Source organism: Amycolatopsis sp. BJA-103, assembly GCF_002849735.1.
Taxonomy (GTDB): domain Bacteria; phylum Actinomycetota; class Actinomycetes; order Mycobacteriales; family Pseudonocardiaceae; genus Amycolatopsis.
The window spans coordinates 316,841-330,552 of sequence record NZ_CP017780.1 but is presented as its reverse complement, the minus strand read 5'-3'; the positions used below and the strand labels follow the sequence as shown (position 1 = coordinate 330,552).

General features: G+C 68.9%; 15 protein-coding genes. 8 read left to right on the top strand and 7 right to left on the bottom strand.

All coding sequences use genetic code 11. The features are described 5' to 3' along the window. Window positions 1–14: 14 nt before the first annotated feature. Window positions 15–425: a MarR family transcriptional regulator gene (locus BKN51_RS01610; protein ID WP_101605910.1), complete on the bottom strand. Its 411-nt coding sequence runs from the start codon at window positions 423–425 to the stop codon at window positions 15–17. A gap of 87 nt (window positions 426–512) precedes the next feature. Here BKN51_RS01610 and BKN51_RS01605 point away from each other — a divergent pair, with 87 nt between their 5' ends. The 3 genes from BKN51_RS01605 to BKN51_RS01595 all read left to right on the top strand — a co-directional run bounded on the left by BKN51_RS01605 (window position 513) and on the right by BKN51_RS01595 (window position 3,276). Further along, on the top strand, window positions 513–1,589 hold the full coding sequence (locus BKN51_RS01605) for a substrate-binding domain-containing protein (protein WP_255414909.1): 1,077 nt from the start codon (window positions 513–515) through the stop codon (window positions 1,587–1,589). Window positions 1,590–1,667: 78 nt separating this feature from the next. Beyond that, the gene (locus tag BKN51_RS01600) at window positions 1,668–2,291 is read left to right on the top strand and encodes an AmiS/UreI family transporter (RefSeq protein ID WP_101605909.1); all 624 of its coding nucleotides are present in this window, start codon (window positions 1,668–1,670) and stop codon (window positions 2,289–2,291) included. Next, window positions 2,278–3,276, top strand: a complete 999-nt coding sequence (locus BKN51_RS01595) for an aliphatic amidase (protein ID WP_101605908.1) — start codon at window positions 2,278–2,280, stop codon at window positions 3,274–3,276. The genes BKN51_RS01600 and BKN51_RS01595 overlap by 14 nt, the downstream gene beginning before the upstream one ends. Here the strand turns inward: BKN51_RS01595 and BKN51_RS01590 are convergent. Further along, complete coding sequence (locus BKN51_RS01590; protein WP_101605907.1) at window positions 3,257–3,745, bottom strand: hypothetical protein; 489 nt, start codon at window positions 3,743–3,745, stop codon at window positions 3,257–3,259. The genes BKN51_RS01595 and BKN51_RS01590 overlap by 20 nt on opposite strands. A gap of 64 nt (window positions 3,746–3,809) precedes the next feature. Between BKN51_RS01590 and BKN51_RS01585 the strand changes: the two genes are divergently transcribed. Then, on the top strand, window positions 3,810–4,274 hold the full coding sequence (locus BKN51_RS01585; RefSeq protein WP_101605906.1) for an SRPBCC family protein: 465 nt from the start codon (window positions 3,810–3,812) through the stop codon (window positions 4,272–4,274). Here BKN51_RS01585 and BKN51_RS01580 read toward each other — a convergent pair. Next, window positions 4,214–5,665 carry an MFS transporter gene (locus BKN51_RS01580; protein WP_199193098.1) on the bottom strand — a complete coding sequence of 484 codons (1,452 nt, stop codon included), beginning with the start codon at window positions 5,663–5,665 and terminating at the stop codon, window positions 4,214–4,216. The two genes, BKN51_RS01585 and BKN51_RS01580, sit on opposite strands and share 61 nt — an antisense overlap. 92 nt (window positions 5,666–5,757) lie before the next feature. Here BKN51_RS01580 and BKN51_RS01575 point away from each other — a divergent pair, with 92 nt between their 5' ends. Next, entirely contained in the window at window positions 5,758–6,186 is a 429-nt protein-coding gene (locus BKN51_RS01575; RefSeq protein ID WP_101605904.1) for a winged helix-turn-helix transcriptional regulator, read from the top strand. Window positions 6,187–6,194: 8 nt separating this feature from the next. Further along, window positions 6,195–7,166, top strand: a complete 972-nt coding sequence (locus BKN51_RS01570) for an ROK family transcriptional regulator (RefSeq protein WP_101605903.1) — start codon at window positions 6,195–6,197, stop codon at window positions 7,164–7,166. Here the strand turns inward: BKN51_RS01570 and BKN51_RS01565 are convergent. From BKN51_RS01565 to ligD (BKN51_RS01550), 4 genes are all read right to left on the bottom strand, one after another. Further along, the gene (locus BKN51_RS01565) at window positions 7,144–8,532 is read right to left on the bottom strand and encodes an amino acid permease (RefSeq protein WP_101605902.1); all 1,389 of its coding nucleotides are present in this window, start codon (window positions 8,530–8,532) and stop codon (window positions 7,144–7,146) included. The two genes, BKN51_RS01570 and BKN51_RS01565, sit on opposite strands and share 23 nt — an antisense overlap. Window positions 8,533–8,567: 35 nt before the next feature. Then, on the bottom strand, window positions 8,568–9,932 hold the full coding sequence (locus BKN51_RS01560) for a pyridoxal phosphate-dependent decarboxylase family protein (protein WP_101605901.1): 1,365 nt from the start codon (window positions 9,930–9,932) through the stop codon (window positions 8,568–8,570). A 78-nt stretch (window positions 9,933–10,010) separates the two neighbouring features. After that, window positions 10,011–10,556 (bottom strand): MarR family winged helix-turn-helix transcriptional regulator, encoded by a 546-nt coding sequence (locus BKN51_RS01555; protein WP_101605900.1) that lies wholly within the window; start codon window positions 10,554–10,556, stop codon window positions 10,011–10,013. 132 nt (window positions 10,557–10,688) lie between these two features. Then, window positions 10,689–11,606: a non-homologous end-joining DNA ligase gene (ligD, locus tag BKN51_RS01550; protein WP_101605899.1), complete on the bottom strand. Its 918-nt coding sequence runs from the start codon at window positions 11,604–11,606 to the stop codon at window positions 10,689–10,691. Between the two features lie 46 nt (window positions 11,607–11,652). Between ligD (BKN51_RS01550) and ligD (BKN51_RS01545) the strand changes: the two genes are divergently transcribed. Together ligD (BKN51_RS01545) and BKN51_RS01540 are read left to right on the top strand one after the other, a co-directional pair. Continuing rightward, window positions 11,653–12,609, top strand: a complete 957-nt coding sequence (gene ligD, locus BKN51_RS01545; RefSeq protein WP_101605898.1) for a non-homologous end-joining DNA ligase — start codon at window positions 11,653–11,655, stop codon at window positions 12,607–12,609. A gap of 142 nt (window positions 12,610–12,751) precedes the next feature. Next, a complete protein-coding gene (locus BKN51_RS01540) occupies window positions 12,752–13,573 on the top strand; it encodes a DUF4097 family beta strand repeat-containing protein (protein WP_101612999.1) in 822 nt (273 codons plus the stop codon). The last annotated feature ends 139 nt before the right edge of the window (window positions 13,574–13,712 follow it).

Genomic DNA, 13,712 nt, shown 5'->3' with positions numbered 1-13,712 from the left:
ATGGCGCCCCGGCTTCAGTCGCCGAGACCCCGCAACGCCACGAGCAGCTCGTCCGGCACGTCGAGCCGGGCTTCCACCTCGGACACCTTCGCGGCCACGCGCCGGTGTGTCGCCCGGCCGCGGGCGCTGAGGTGGACGAGCACCCGGCGCCTGTCCGCGGCGTCGACCTCGCGGTAGGCCTGCGCGGTGGTCACCAGTTTGTCGACCACCCTGGTCAGGGTCGGCCCGGTGGTCAGCGTCCGGTCGGCGAGATCGGCCATGGCGAGGCCGCCCTTGCCGCTCAGCGCGTCCAGCACCAGCCATTGGTCCAGGGTGAGGCCCTCTTTGGCGAGCACCTGATCGACCAGGGCGGCGACGGCCCTCGCGGCCCGGGTGAGCGAGCCGGTGAGCGACGGTCCCGCCGTCGCGACGCCCCGTGTGCCCATATCCCGTCCCCTTGCCAAAACCGGACACCCTCGCAATACTTCCAGGTGAAAGCACTTTGACCTTACCGGGCCACCGCACGGAGCGCCATGCCCCCACGCCTCGCCACGCGGACCCGCGACGACACCTGGCGCGTGGCCATGGTGGTCCCGTTGCAGGGGCCCGCCGGGCTGTTCGGCCCGTCCTGCGAGGCGATCACGGATCTGGCCGTCCACGAACTCAACGAATCCGGCGGCATCCTCGGCAGGCAGGTCGAGGCCGAGGTGGTCGACGGCGGCGGCAGCCCCGGGCAAGTGGCCGAGGATCTGCGTCGTCTCGTCGAGAGCGGGCAGGTCGACGCGGTGAGCGGCTGGCACATCTCGTCGATCCGGCACGCGCTCGCGCCGGTCGTGGCCGACAGGGTGCCGTACGTGTACACCTCGCTCTACGAAGGCGGCGAGCGCCGCTCGGGCATCTTCTGCACGGGCGAGACCCCGCGCTGCCAGATCGAACCGGCGCTGCGCTGGCTGCGCGACAACCTCGGCGCGCGGCGCTGGTTCGTCGTCGGCGACGACTACGTCTGGCCGCACCGGACGACGCGGGCGATCCGGCACTACGCCAAGGATCTCGGTCTGCGCATCACCGGCGAGGCGTTCGTCGGGCTCGGCGAGGGCGATATGTCCACAGTGGTCCGTTCGGTCGAACGGTCCACAAGCGACGGTGTGCTCATGTTGCTGGTCGGACAGGACGCCGTGCGCTTCAACCGGGCCTTCGCCGCGCACGGGCTCAGCGACCGGCTGATCCGGTTCAGCCCGCTGATGGAGGAGAACATGCTCCTCGCGAGCGGCGCGAACGCCACGGCCAACCTCTACGTCTCCGCCGCCTACTTCCGGTCCATGGTCACCGCCGACGCGATGGACCTGCTCGGCCGCTACGTCGATCGCAACGGCCCAGGCGCCCCGGCCCTGAACAACGCCGCCGAATCCTGTTACGAGGGACTGCACACGCTGGCGGAACTCGTCCGGCGGGCGGGGACGCCGGACCTGCCCGCGCTCAACGCGGCGATCGACGGTGTCGCCTACCACGGGCCGCGCGGCACGGTCGAGTTCCGCGGGCAGCAGGCCGACCAGCACGTCCATCTCGCGGTCGCCGACGGCTACGACTTCGAAGTCCTCACCCGGCTCTGAACTTCCTTCCCTTGACTCACCACCACTCACCACATACTTTCATTTGAAAATATTCCATGTGATGCAGTGGAGGTGAGCATGGGCAACGTGGGCCTGCTCTACGTCGGCGCCGCCTTGATGATCAACGGCCTGATGTTGCTCGGCCGGATACCACCACGTTCGGCAGCGGTGCTGAACCTGTTCGTGGGCGCGCTGCAGTGCGTCACCCCGACCGTGCTGATCGTCCAGGCGGGCGGGAACCCGGACGCTGTTCTCGCGGCGTCCGGCCTGTACCTGTTCGGTTTCACCTATCTGTACGTCGGCATCGCGAACCTCGCCGGCCTGGAACCCGAAGGCATCGGCTGGTTCTCGCTCTTCGTGGCGGGCGCCGCCGTGGTCTACGCGGGAATCGCGTTCTGGCACGACGACGATCCGGTGTTCGGCGTCATCTGGCTGTCCTGGGCGTTGCTGTGGGGGTTGTTCTTCCTGGTGCTCGGCCTCGGCAAGGAACGGCTGACGCGGTTCACCGGCTGGACCGTCCTCCTGCTCAGCCAGCCGACCTGCACGCTGCCCGCCTTCCTCGGCCTGACCGGCGCCTACCGCAGCGACGGCGGGACGGCGCTGCTCGCGGCCGCCGTCGCCGTCGCGCTGGTCGCGGTGGCCGGTTCCCTCGACGTCCTGAAAACCCAGTCGGAGAAAAGGAGTCTTCATGCGACACGGTGACATTTCCGCCAGCCCGGACACGGTCGGCGTCGCGGTGGTCAACTACAAGATGCCGCGGCTGCACACCAAGGCCGAAGTCCTCGACAACGCCCGCAAGATCGCCGAAATGGTGGTGGGCATGAAATCCGGGCTTCCCGGGATGGACCTCGTGGTGTTCCCCGAGTACTCGACGCAGGGCATCATGTACGACCCCAAGGAGATGTACGAGACCGCGGCCACGATTCCCGGCGAGGAGACCGAAATCTTCGCCGCCGCTTGCCGCGAAGCGCAGACCTGGGGCGTCTTCTCCATCACCGGCGAACGGCACGAGGACCACCCGAACAAACCGCCGTACAACACCCTCGTGCTCATCAACGACCGCGGCGAGATCGTCCAGAAGTACCGCAAGATCCTGCCGTGGTGCCCGATCGAAGGCTGGTACCCCGGCGAGGAGACCTACGTCAGCGACGGCCCCAAGGGCCTGAAGATCTCGCTGATCATCTGCGACGACGGCAACTACCCGGAGATCTGGCGCGACTGCGCGATGAAGGGCGCGGAACTGATCGTGCGCTGCCAGGGCTACATGTATCCGGCCAAGGAGCAGCAGGTCCTGATGGCCAAGGCGATGGCGTGGGCCAACAACTGTTACGTGGCCGTGGCGAACGCCGCCGGTTTCGACGGCGTCTATTCCTACTTCGGCCACTCCGCGATCATCGGCTTCGACGGGCGCACGCTCGGCGAGACCGGCGAAGAGGAATACGGGATCCAGTACGCCCAGCTGTCGGTGTCGGCGATCCGCGACGCACGGACCTACGACCAGTCGCAGAACCACATTTTCAAGCTGCTGCACCGTGGTTACACCGGCGTGCAGGACGCCGACGAGGGCGACAAGGGTGTCGCGGACTGCCCGTTCGACTTCTACAAGCTGTGGGTCACGGACGCCAAGAAGGCGCAGGAGAAGGTCGAGTCGATCACCCGCGACACCATCACTCCTCGGCACCCATGATGAGGACGGTGAGCCGGACACCGCGTGTCGTGTGGACGAAGCTCAGCACCAGCGGGACGAGCACGAGCGCGAAGTAGGTCCACAAAGGCCAGTGGTACAGATGGTGCAGGTGCCACGTCTCCTTGAGGGCGATGAAGAAGGCGCCCGCGCACACGATGAACCAGCCTTTGGCCTTGTTGGCGAAGGTGGTCATGGTACGCCGCTGGCTTGCCGAGAGCGTCTTCATGAACTCGCGCTGCGCCTTCTTCCGGCGACGGCGTTCCTTGATGACGGCCACCGGCGGCATCAGCCACCACCAGCGCGAGGTGGGGGTGCCGCCGGCGGGACGGCGTGTCTCGACCGAACGGAGGTCTTCGAACCGTTCGCTTTCCTCGCGCAGTTCCAGCGCGCCCTGGTACATGGGCCCGGCGACGAGGAGCCAGCCGCCGAGGAAGGCGGACCAGGCGACGAAGTACTCGATGTGGATCACCCCTCCCGGACCACCGACGTCCGTGATCCGCGATGATCAGCCTATCCGCCCTAGAATCGGGAGGATGGACAGGATCGACAGCGGCAGCCGGGTGATCGCCGCACCACCCGAGGCCGTCTACAACGCCCTGCTCGACCGGGAATCCCTCGAAGCCTGGCTGCCGCCCGAGGGCATGCGCGGCCGGATCGAACGCTGGGATCCGCGGCCCGGTGGCGGTTTCCGGATGATCCTCACCTACCTCGACGCGTCCGCCGCTCCGGGCAAGTCCTCGGACGCGACGGACGTCGTCGAAGTCGGGTTCGCCGACCTGGTGCGGCCGGAACGCGTGGTGCAGCTGGCCGTCTTCGAGTCCGGCGACCCGGCCTTCGCGGGCACCATGACGATGACCTGGCGGCTCACCGCCGCGGATGACGGCACCGAAGTGACCGTCACCGCGACGGACGTGCCGTCCGGCATCGGCCAGGCGGATCACGAGGCCGGGATCGCCTCCTCGCTGGCCAATCTGGCTTCCTTCACCGAAACGCGCTGACGACCGGACGCGATGACGATCGCGGCGAGGACGGCCATCACCAGCGGCACGACCAGCGCCGCCCGGTATCCGCCGAGCGCGGCGCCCGGCGAGCCGTCGCCGAGAACGGCGACGTTGACGGCGGTCACCGCGGAGAGCCCGAGCGCCGCACCGAACTGGAAGGCGGTGTACAGCAGTCCGCCCGCCAGTCCTTGCTCGTCCTCGGCGATCCCGTCGGTGGCGACGATCGTCAGCGGGCCGTAGGCGAGGGCGAACCCGAGGCCCAGGATGATCATCGACGGGAACATCGCCGCGTACGTCCAGTCCAGGCCCAGTGGCAGGAAGAGCGCGTACGCCACGGCGGCGAGCACGAAGCCGCCGAAGATCAGCCGCGTGTTGCCGAACCTCGCCACCAGCCGCGGGGTCAGCGTCGGCGCCAGGATCGCGTCGATCCCGACCGCCAGCAGCGCCAAGCTGGTCTCGAGCGTCGACCAGCCCCGGAGTTCCTGCAGGTACAGCGTGACGAGGAACTGGAACCCGAAGAACGAACCCGCGAAGAGCAGGGCGCTGACGTTCGCCCGCACCAGCGGGCCCGATTTCAGGATGCCCAGCCGCACCAACGGCGCGGGCGAGCGTCGTTCGATGGCCACGAACGCCACCAACGACGCCACTCCCCCGGCGAAGGACGCGACCGTCCAGCCCCAGCCCTGCCCGGGGTGTTCCAGCCGGACCACCGCGTAGGCGATCAACAGCATCGCCACGGTCACGGTGATGGCTCCGGCGAGGTCCAGGCGCCGCGGAGGGCGCTCCTGGTTCGCGGGTTCCTTGATGAGCCAGAGCGCGGCGGCCAGGATGACGGCGGACAGGATCACCGGCGTGAAGAACACCCAGCGCCAGTCGATCCTGGTCAGCAGCCCGCCGATGACCAGGCCGAGCGAGAAACCGCCCGCCCCGGTACCGGCGTAGAACAGCAGGGCCTTGTTGCGTTTGGGCCCTTCCTCGAAGCTCGTGGTGATGATCGACAGGCCCGCCGGGGTCATGAAGGCCGCGGCGACGCCGGTGACGAACCGGGCGAGCAGCAGCAGCCAGCCCTCGGTGGCGAACCCGCCGAGCCCGGAGAAGACGAGGAACACCACCAGCCAGGTGAGGAACATGCGGCGGCGGCCGTACATGTCGGCGGCGCGGCCGCCCAGCAGCATGAAGCCGCCGTAGCCGAGCACGTAGGCGCTCACCACGCCGCTCAGCGTCGCCGTCGACAGGCCGAGTTCGGCCCGGATGGTCGGCAGCGCCACGTTCAGCATCGCGACGTCGATGCCCTCCAGGAAGATGGCGCCGCACAGCACCAGGAGCACGCCCCAGGCCCGGCCGCTCATCCGGTCGGTGGCGCTCGGGGGCGTTCGCGTTGTGGTCAAGGTCTGTTCTCCCTCGGTGGACACGGGACCGACGGTTACTCCTCTGCCGGTCGGTTCCCTCTTGTAACCAAGGGGATCTTCCGTCACCATCGATGACCATGGAAGAAGGCACTTTGAACTCACCTAGTCGTTGTGAACTCACCGAGGAGGACTACGAGGCCTTCCAGTGGGACACCCGGGAGGACTGCGAAGTCCGCCAGATCCTGGACCGGGTGGCGGACAAGTGGTCACTCCTGGTCATCGCGCTCCTCGACCGGAACACCCTCCGGTTCACCGAGCTGAAGTACAAGATCGACGGCATCAGCCAGCGCATGCTCACCACCACGCTGCGTCATCTGGAACGCGACGGGCTCGTGAACCGGACCGTCTATCCGGTCGTACCGCCCCGGGTCGAGTACGCGCTGACGCCGATGGGGATCACGCTGCACAAGACCATCCAGTCGCTGGTCAGCTGGACCGAGGACCACCAGAGCCAGATCGCCGTCGCGCGCGCCCAGTACGACAAACGCGTCAACGCCTAGGGAGCCGCATGGCCAGACTGTCCGGAGGGGATCCGTCACTGTTGCGGCGGCTCAACGCCATCGCCGTCCTGCGAGCGCTGTACGCGGCCGAGGAACTCACCCTCGCGGAACTGGTCAAGGCGAGCGAGGTCTCCCGGCCGACGGTCGAGGAAATCGCCGCGGACCTCGGCGGACAGGGCCTGGTCGAGGAGGTCCCGCTCTCCCCCGACGCGCCGCGTCCGGTGGGCAGGCCCGCCAAGCGGTACCGCTTCCGCCCCGAGGCGGGGCACGTCGCCGGCCTCGAAGTCGGCCCGCACCAGGCGTTGTGTCTGGTCGCCGACCTGCGAGGCGAGGTCGTCGGAAGGGCGAGGGCCGAACTCACCCCGGAGCTGGACGCGCCCGGCAGGCTCGCCACCGCGCACCAGGTGCTCGGCGCCGCCGTCGCGGGCCACGCGAACCTGCGGGTGCTCGGCGTCGGCACCACCGGCGTGGTGTCCGGCGGCAAGGTCGTCCACGGTGATCGCCTTCCCGGCTGGACCGGCCTCGACCTGCCCGCGGAGTTCGGCGGCGGCTGCCCGGTGCTGGCCGGGAACGACACCAAGCTCGCGACGCTGGCCGAGCACTGGCGCGGTGCCGCACACGGCGTCGACGACGTCGTCTACGTACGAGCGGGGCGCACCGTCTCGCTGGGCCTGCTGCTCGGCGGCAAGCTGCACGACGGCCACAACGGCGCGGCGGGCGAGATCCGCGCACTGGAGCGGACCGGCGGGTTCCTCGAACTCGTCGCCGCGACCGTGCTCACGGTCGACCCGCAACTGGTGGTGATCGGCGGCGGGCTCGCGCTGACCGCGCCGTTGCGCACCGAACTGGCCCGGCTGTGCCTGTTCCCGGTGCGCGTCGAGACGTCGATGCTCGGCGAAGACTCGGTGGCGCTCGGCGCGCTCCGGTTGGCGCTGGGCCGGGTGGAACGCGAACTGTTCAGCGTCGCTGATGTCGCCTGAGCAGGCTGATCACCACGATCAGCACGGCCACCGCGCCACTGGTGAACAGCTGCGCCCGGGCGTCGGCGTCGGTCCACATGAGCACGAGGACGCCCGCCATCGCGATCAGGGCGACCCAGCTGAGCCACGGGAAACCCCACATCCGCACCGGCAGGTCGGCGGCCGTGCCGTCGGCTTCCGCCCGCTTCCTCAGCCGCAGCTGGGAGATGGCGACGAAGATCCAGACCAGCAGGATGTTCGCCCCGATGGCGTTCAGCAGGAACGGCAGCACGTGTTCGGGGGCGAGGAAGTTCAGCAGCACGGCCACGAAACCGAAGGCCACCGACGACAGCACCGCCGTCCGGGGAACGCCCGCGCCGGACAGCTTCAGCATCGCGCGCGGCGCTTCACCGCGATCGGCGAGGGAGAACACCATCCGCGAGGCACCGTAAAGGTTCGCGTTCAGCGCGGAGAGCAGTGAAGTCAGGACGACGAAGCTCATCAGCAGCGCCGCGGACGGCACTCCGATCTGCTCCAGGATGGTCACGAACGGGCTGGCGTTGGCCGAAGCGGACTCCCACGGCAGCAACAGCACCATCAGCGCCACGGAGCCGATGTAGAACAGCAGGAGCCGCACGATGACCGTGCGCGTGGTGCGGCGGATCGACCCCGCGGGATCGTCGGACTCCGCCGCGGCGATGGTGACCAGCTCCATGCCGCCGAAGGAGAACGCGACGGCGAGCAGGCCGGTCAGCACGCCCTGGAGACCGTTGGGCAGGAAGCCGCCTTGCCCGGTGAGGTTGCTCAGGCCGACCGGCGACGTCCCCGGCAGGATCCCGAACACCGCCAGCGTGCCGAGCACGAGGAAGCCGACCACGGCGGTCACCTTGATGGCGCCGAACCAGAACTCGAACTCCCCGAACGACCGCACGGCGAACAGGTTCACCACGGTCAGCACGGCCATGAAGAGCAGCACCCATGTCCACTGTGGAATCGCGGGCAGCAGCCCGTTCGCGATCCCCGCCGCCGCGGTGGCCTCGGCGGCCACCACGACCACCAGCAGCGACCAGTACAGCCAGCCGACGGTGAACCCCGCCCAGCGCCCGAGCGCCTTCTCCGCGTACACCGAGAACGAACCGCTGCTCGGCTCGGCGGCCGCCATCTCGCCCAGCATGCGCATGACGAGCACCATGAGCAGGCCGGCGACGACGTAAGACAGCAGGATGCCGGGACCCCCGGTCTTGATCCCGGCGCCGGTGCCGACGAACAGCCCCGCCCCGATCGCCCCGCTGATCGCCAGCATGGTGACGTGCCGCCGCCGGAAACCGGTACCGAGCGATCGGGTCTCGATCGCGGTCACGGGTTCGGCGGGACCTGGTGCGGGCATGGCTGATCCATTCGTTCGCGGCGGCAGATCGGTGCTCAACGGCGGGACAACTCTTCCAGCCGCTCGTGGAGCCGGTCGACGTGGTCTTCGCTTTCGGGTTTCATCAGCACGCTACGCAGGATCCGCGCGCCGTCCGCATCCGCGTCGACCCCGGTGTGACGCAGGCCGAATTGCGGCTCGCTCACCCGCAGCGTGCTCAGGAACACCGGATCCTTGGCCGCGGCCATGCCGACCCGCATGATCCGCTCGCTCGCCTCGTCGATCTTCGACAGGGAAAGCGGTTCCGTGCGCGGGAAGTAGGCGACGATGTCGAGTTCCGGTGGCTGGTACAGGTCGAAGCGCTCGGAGTCCTCCAGCAGTTTCGCCCACCGCAACGCCGCGCGGCGCCCGGCCGCGAGCACCCGGCCCAGGCCGTCGGGAGTGGGCGGCAGCAGCCGGAAGGTGAGCCACAACGCGGCGGCGGCCGCGCCCGCCCGGGAGCATTCGAGACTGATCTCGCCGAGGTGCAGGTCTTCCGAGGTGAAGTAGGTGTAGGGCGAATCGTGCAGATAGAACCGGCCGGCCGCGGGGTCCTTGAACAGCACCGCGCCGCAGCCGTAGGGCTGGAGGCCGTGTTTGTGCGGGTCGATGACGATCGAGTCGGCCTCGGCGATGGCGAGCCACGGCGCCTCGGGCAGCCCTTCCGTACCGTCCAAACCGGACAGAAGCCGGAAGAACCCGCCGTAGGCCGCGTCCACGTGCACCCGGATGCCGTAGCGTTCGCGCAGCGCCACCACCTCGTGGACCGGTTCCACCGTGCCGAGCGCGGTCGTGCCCGCGGTGACCACCACGGTGCCGATCTTCCCGGTGCGCAACAGCTCTTCGAGGGCGTCGAGATCCATCGCGCCACGGGCGTCGACGGGCACCGTGTGCCCCTCGACGCCGAGGACGCCGCACATCCGGCCGTGCGTGTAATGCGCCTCGGCGCTGTAGGCGATCCCCTTGCCCGGATGCGTTTCGCGCGCGACGAACAGCGCTTCGAGGTTCGCCACCGTGCCGCTGGTGGTCAGATGCCCCAGGTGCTCCTGATAGCCGAACATCGTGGCCAGCTGACGGACGACCTCGCGTTCCATCTCGGCCGTCGCCGGGCCGCCGTCGAGCGCGTGGTTGTTCGGGTTGACCAGCATCGCGGTCAGATAGCCGACCACCGCGGCCGGATGCGGCGGTTTGAGCATCTGGCCGGCGTAGGACGGGTGGAAGAACGGGTAGTTGTCCTTCAACCGCTCGGTGAACTCCTCGAAGGCGGTCTCGAACCGGCTGTCGGAGATCTCCAGCGACGGATGCGGCCGCACGGGGGTGAACGTCTCCGCCCACGCCTCGTGCGACGTCAACGCCTGACCCAGCCAGTACCGGAAGTCCATCAAGGGCGCCCTTCGATCGTTCGGCTCCAAAAAACGTAGGAGTCATCGGAGGTGTGGCGCAACCGTCTTCGGTAGGGCTCAGCTCCCCCGGGTCGCCGCCGCCTGACGCCGTTCCTCGCCCTTGTCCTCCAGCTGCTTGACGATCTCCCGCAGCGATACCGCCAACTCGGTGCACTCGGCCGGGCTGAGCCGATCGGTGACGAACGCTTCCTCCTGGTTGAACTCCGGGAAGAGCTCCCGCATCAGCCGTTCGCCCTCGGCCGTCAGCGCGAGCAGCACCAGTCGTCCGTCGACCGGATGTTTGCGGCGGGTGACCAGGCCGTGCGCCTCCAGGGTCTTCATCACCCCGGTCAGCGTGCCCTTGGTGATCCCGGACTCCGCGGCGACGTGCCGGGTCTCCTTCTCACCGAAGATCCACACCACCCAGAGCACCACGAACGCGGTCCAGGTGAGCCCCGCGGTGCGCAGGACCGAGTTCTCGAAGTGCAGCCGCACCGCCGTGGCGGCGCGGTGGAGGTTGGCCATCGCCTCCATCCGCTCCCACAACAGGGGGATTCCGCCCAGCTTCGCCCGTACGGCGTTTTCGGTTTCGGCAAGCGTGTGATATCCGGTCAACAGCCACATCCTCACCGGCACCGAGGGCGCCAGTACGGTGGGCGCGCACCCCCGCGCGCCCGATCCGCCGATGGTATGCGGAACGGACAGGAGTCCACAGTGGTCTTTCGGAGCGCCTGTCCTGTTTCGGACAATTTCGCCTCATCGGGCGGGAACGGCGGCGCGGTGCTCCGCGATGTCGCCGAACAGGTCGCCCATCTCCTCGACGCGCTCGATCACCTGGTCGGCGGTGAACAGCAGGTCGGCGGCCTTGCGGCAGGCCTCGACCTCCTCCCAGGTCACCGGGGTGGACACGGTCGGGATGGCGCGGCCGCGCAGGGAGTAGGGCGCGATGGTGGTCTTGGCGGTGTTGTTCTGGCTCCAGTCGATGAACACGCGGCCGGGGCGGATCGCCTTCGTCATGCGGGCGACCACGGTTTCCGGTGACCGGCGCGCGAGCTCCTCCGCGACCGCCTTGGCGTACTCGGAAGTCCGTTCGTCGGACCGCGTGCGCACCGGGCAGTACAGCTGCATTCCCTTGTTGCCACTGGTCTTCGCGTAGACGGTCAGCCCGTCCTCGGTGAGCAGCTCGCTGAGCGTCTCGGCGACCCGGCAGCAGTCGACGACGTCCGCGGGCGGGCCGGGATCGAGATCGAACACCAGCAGATCGGGCGATTTCCGCGCGCCACGCGGTCCGACGGTCCACTGTGGAACGTGCAGTTCCAGCGCCGCGAGGTTGGCCGCCCACATCAGCGTCGGGAGATCGCCGACCACCGGGTAGTCGAGCGTCTCCTCACCGCCGCGGCGGCCGCGGTTGGTGAGCCGCGCGGTGCGCACCCAGTCGGGTGCGTGCCGGGAAACGTTCTTCTCGTAGAACGGTTCGCCGTCGACACCGTCCGGGAAACGGCGGAACGTGGCTGCCCGGTCTCGCAGATGCGGGAGCAGGGCGGGGGCGATCCGGCGGTAGTAGTCGAGCACCTCGCGTTTGGTGAAACCGTGCGCCGGGTAGAGCACCTTGTCCAAATTGGACAGCCCGAGCCGCCGTCCCTCGACTTCGACCGTTATCCGCTCTTCAGGCACCCTTCGACGATAGATCACGGGCCGGGTTTTCGGGGTACCGTGAGGCATGAGTACCGTGCCGGACGCGATCGCCCCGATGCTGGCGACCGACGGCGACCTGCCCACCGGCGGGTGGGGGTACGAATACAAATGGGACGGCTACCGCTGCTGCCTGCGCGTCGCCCGCGACGGCGAGACGCGCCTGACCAGCCGTCGCGGCCTCGACATCACGGCGACGTACCCCGACGTGACCGGCGAAGCCCTCGATGGCCGCGAAGCCGTCCTCGACGGCGAGATCGTCGTCCTCGACGACCAGGGACGGCCGAGCTTCCCACTGCTGCAAACGCGGCATCTGCGTACGCCGGACGCGTCGCTGCTGGAGCGCAGCCCGGTGCACTTTTTCGCCTTTGACGTGCTGATTATCGACGGGACCGTCCTGCTCGACGAGCCCTACGCCGCCCGTCGCGAACTCCTGACGTCCCTGGGTGGCGGCGGCCGCATGGTCATCCCACCGGGTTACACCGACGACGACATCTCGCCTGACCAGCTGCTCGAGGTCGTCCGACAGCACGGGCTCGAGGGGCTGATCGCGAAGAAGCTCGACAGCCGGTATTACCCAGGCAAGCGGACCAGGCAGTGGATCAAGCGCGCGCTGTGGCACAGCCAGGAGGTCGTGATCGGCGGCTGGCGCCCCGGCGAGGGACGGCGCTCGGGAACGCTCGGCGCGCTGCTGCTGGGCGCGCACGACGAGTCCGGCGGACTGCGGTACGTCGGCGATGTCGGGACCGGGTTCAGCGACAAGGTCCTCGAAGACCTGCATGCCCGGCTCACCCCGCTGGAGCGGAAGACACCGCCTTTCACCTCGGAGGTCCCGCGCGATCGGGCGCGGCGGGTGCACTGGGTGGCGCCGGAGCTCGTCGGGGAGGTCGTCCACCGGAACTGGACCCCGGACGGACGGCTGCGGCACACGACCTGGCGGGGACTGCGGGCGGACAAGACTCCCGAGGACGTCAAGGTGCCTTGAACGCACCATCGCGGGCACGGCGGAGGTGCGGGCTGACGCGATGTCCTCGGCGGGTGTCAGCGCCGTGGCGGTCCGGTGTCAGGCCGGTCGGTGATCGTTGCTTCACCAACGAAAGATCACCACCACCGAGGGAGTTTCCACCATGTCTGTTTTCACCACTCCGGAACCGATCACCGCCACGCTGACCACCGCGGGTGCCCGGGTGCGCCTCGTCGCGAGCGAGCGTGCGGACACGGTGGTGTGCGTCGAGCCGATCGACGCCGCGAGCAAGTCGGACGTGAAGGTCGCCGAGAAGACCAAGGTCGGTTTCACCGGCGGGGAGCTGGCGATCGAGACGAAGAAGGCGGGCGGCAAGGAGGGTTCGGTCGCGATCACGATCGAACTGCCCGCCGGATCGCGGCTGGCACTGAACACCGCGTGGTCGGACGTGCGCGGCGAAGGGCTGTTCGGCGACTGCGTGCTGGAGGTGGGGTCGGGCCGCATCCAGGTGGACGGCGTCGCGGCCGTCCGGGGGAACCTGGCGGCGGGCGAAGTCGAGATCGGACACGTCGCCGGGACCGTCGACATCGAAGGCGGCAGCGCCGGGGTGCGGATCGGCGAGGTCGCGGGCACCATCAGGTACGTCGGTTCGAGCGGGAAGGTCTGGATCGGGCACGCCCGCTCCGACGTCGACCTCTCCGGCGCGAGCGGGAGCTTCGACATCGACCGCGCTGACGGCGCCGTCGCCGCGAAGGCGGCCAACTGCCCGATCCGCGTCGGACGCCTGTCGCGCGGCCAGGCCGAGCTGGTGAACGCGTCCGGGGGCATCGCCGTCGGCATCGACGGGGACACCGCGTCGGTGGACGCCAAAAGCACGAAGGGCTCGGTGCGCAGCGCCTTCGCGACCGACGGCGGCGAGGGCGGGGTCAAGGTCTACGCCCGCACACGGCTCGACGACATCGTCATCCACCGCGCGGCCGCCTGAGTTCCGGCCGCGGTGGCGCCCTCGGGTGCCACCGCGGCCTAGATCCTTTGAAACAGAACACTTTCTCGTCGCTCGCGACGGTCGTTTTCACCGCACGGAAATCGCAATTAGTCGACTAATTGCGAGACTCCTGGTCGGA

Coding starts and splice junctions, on each gene's coding strand:
- BKN51_RS01610 (WP_101605910.1), bottom strand. CDS start 425: ATGGGCACACGGGGCGTCGCGACGGCGGGACCGTCGCTCACCGGCTCG.
- BKN51_RS01605 (WP_255414909.1), top strand. CDS start 513: ATGCCCCCACGCCTCGCCACGCGGACCCGCGACGACACCTGGCGCGTG.
- BKN51_RS01600 (WP_101605909.1), top strand. CDS start 1,668: ATGGGCAACGTGGGCCTGCTCTACGTCGGCGCCGCCTTGATGATCAAC.
- BKN51_RS01595 (WP_101605908.1), top strand. CDS start 2,278: ATGCGACACGGTGACATTTCCGCCAGCCCGGACACGGTCGGCGTCGCG.
- BKN51_RS01585 (WP_101605906.1), top strand. CDS start 3,810: ATGGACAGGATCGACAGCGGCAGCCGGGTGATCGCCGCACCACCCGAG.
- BKN51_RS01575 (WP_101605904.1), top strand. CDS start 5,758: ATGACCATGGAAGAAGGCACTTTGAACTCACCTAGTCGTTGTGAACTC.
- BKN51_RS01570 (WP_101605903.1), top strand. CDS start 6,195: ATGGCCAGACTGTCCGGAGGGGATCCGTCACTGTTGCGGCGGCTCAAC.
- BKN51_RS01565 (WP_101605902.1), bottom strand. CDS start 8,532: ATGCCCGCACCAGGTCCCGCCGAACCCGTGACCGCGATCGAGACCCGA.
- BKN51_RS01560 (WP_101605901.1), bottom strand. CDS start 9,932: ATGGACTTCCGGTACTGGCTGGGTCAGGCGTTGACGTCGCACGAGGCG.
- BKN51_RS01555 (WP_101605900.1), bottom strand. CDS start 10,556: ATGTGGCTGTTGACCGGATATCACACGCTTGCCGAAACCGAAAACGCC.
- ligD (WP_101605898.1), top strand. CDS start 11,653: ATGAGTACCGTGCCGGACGCGATCGCCCCGATGCTGGCGACCGACGGC.
- BKN51_RS01540 (WP_101612999.1), top strand. CDS start 12,752: ATGTCTGTTTTCACCACTCCGGAACCGATCACCGCCACGCTGACCACC.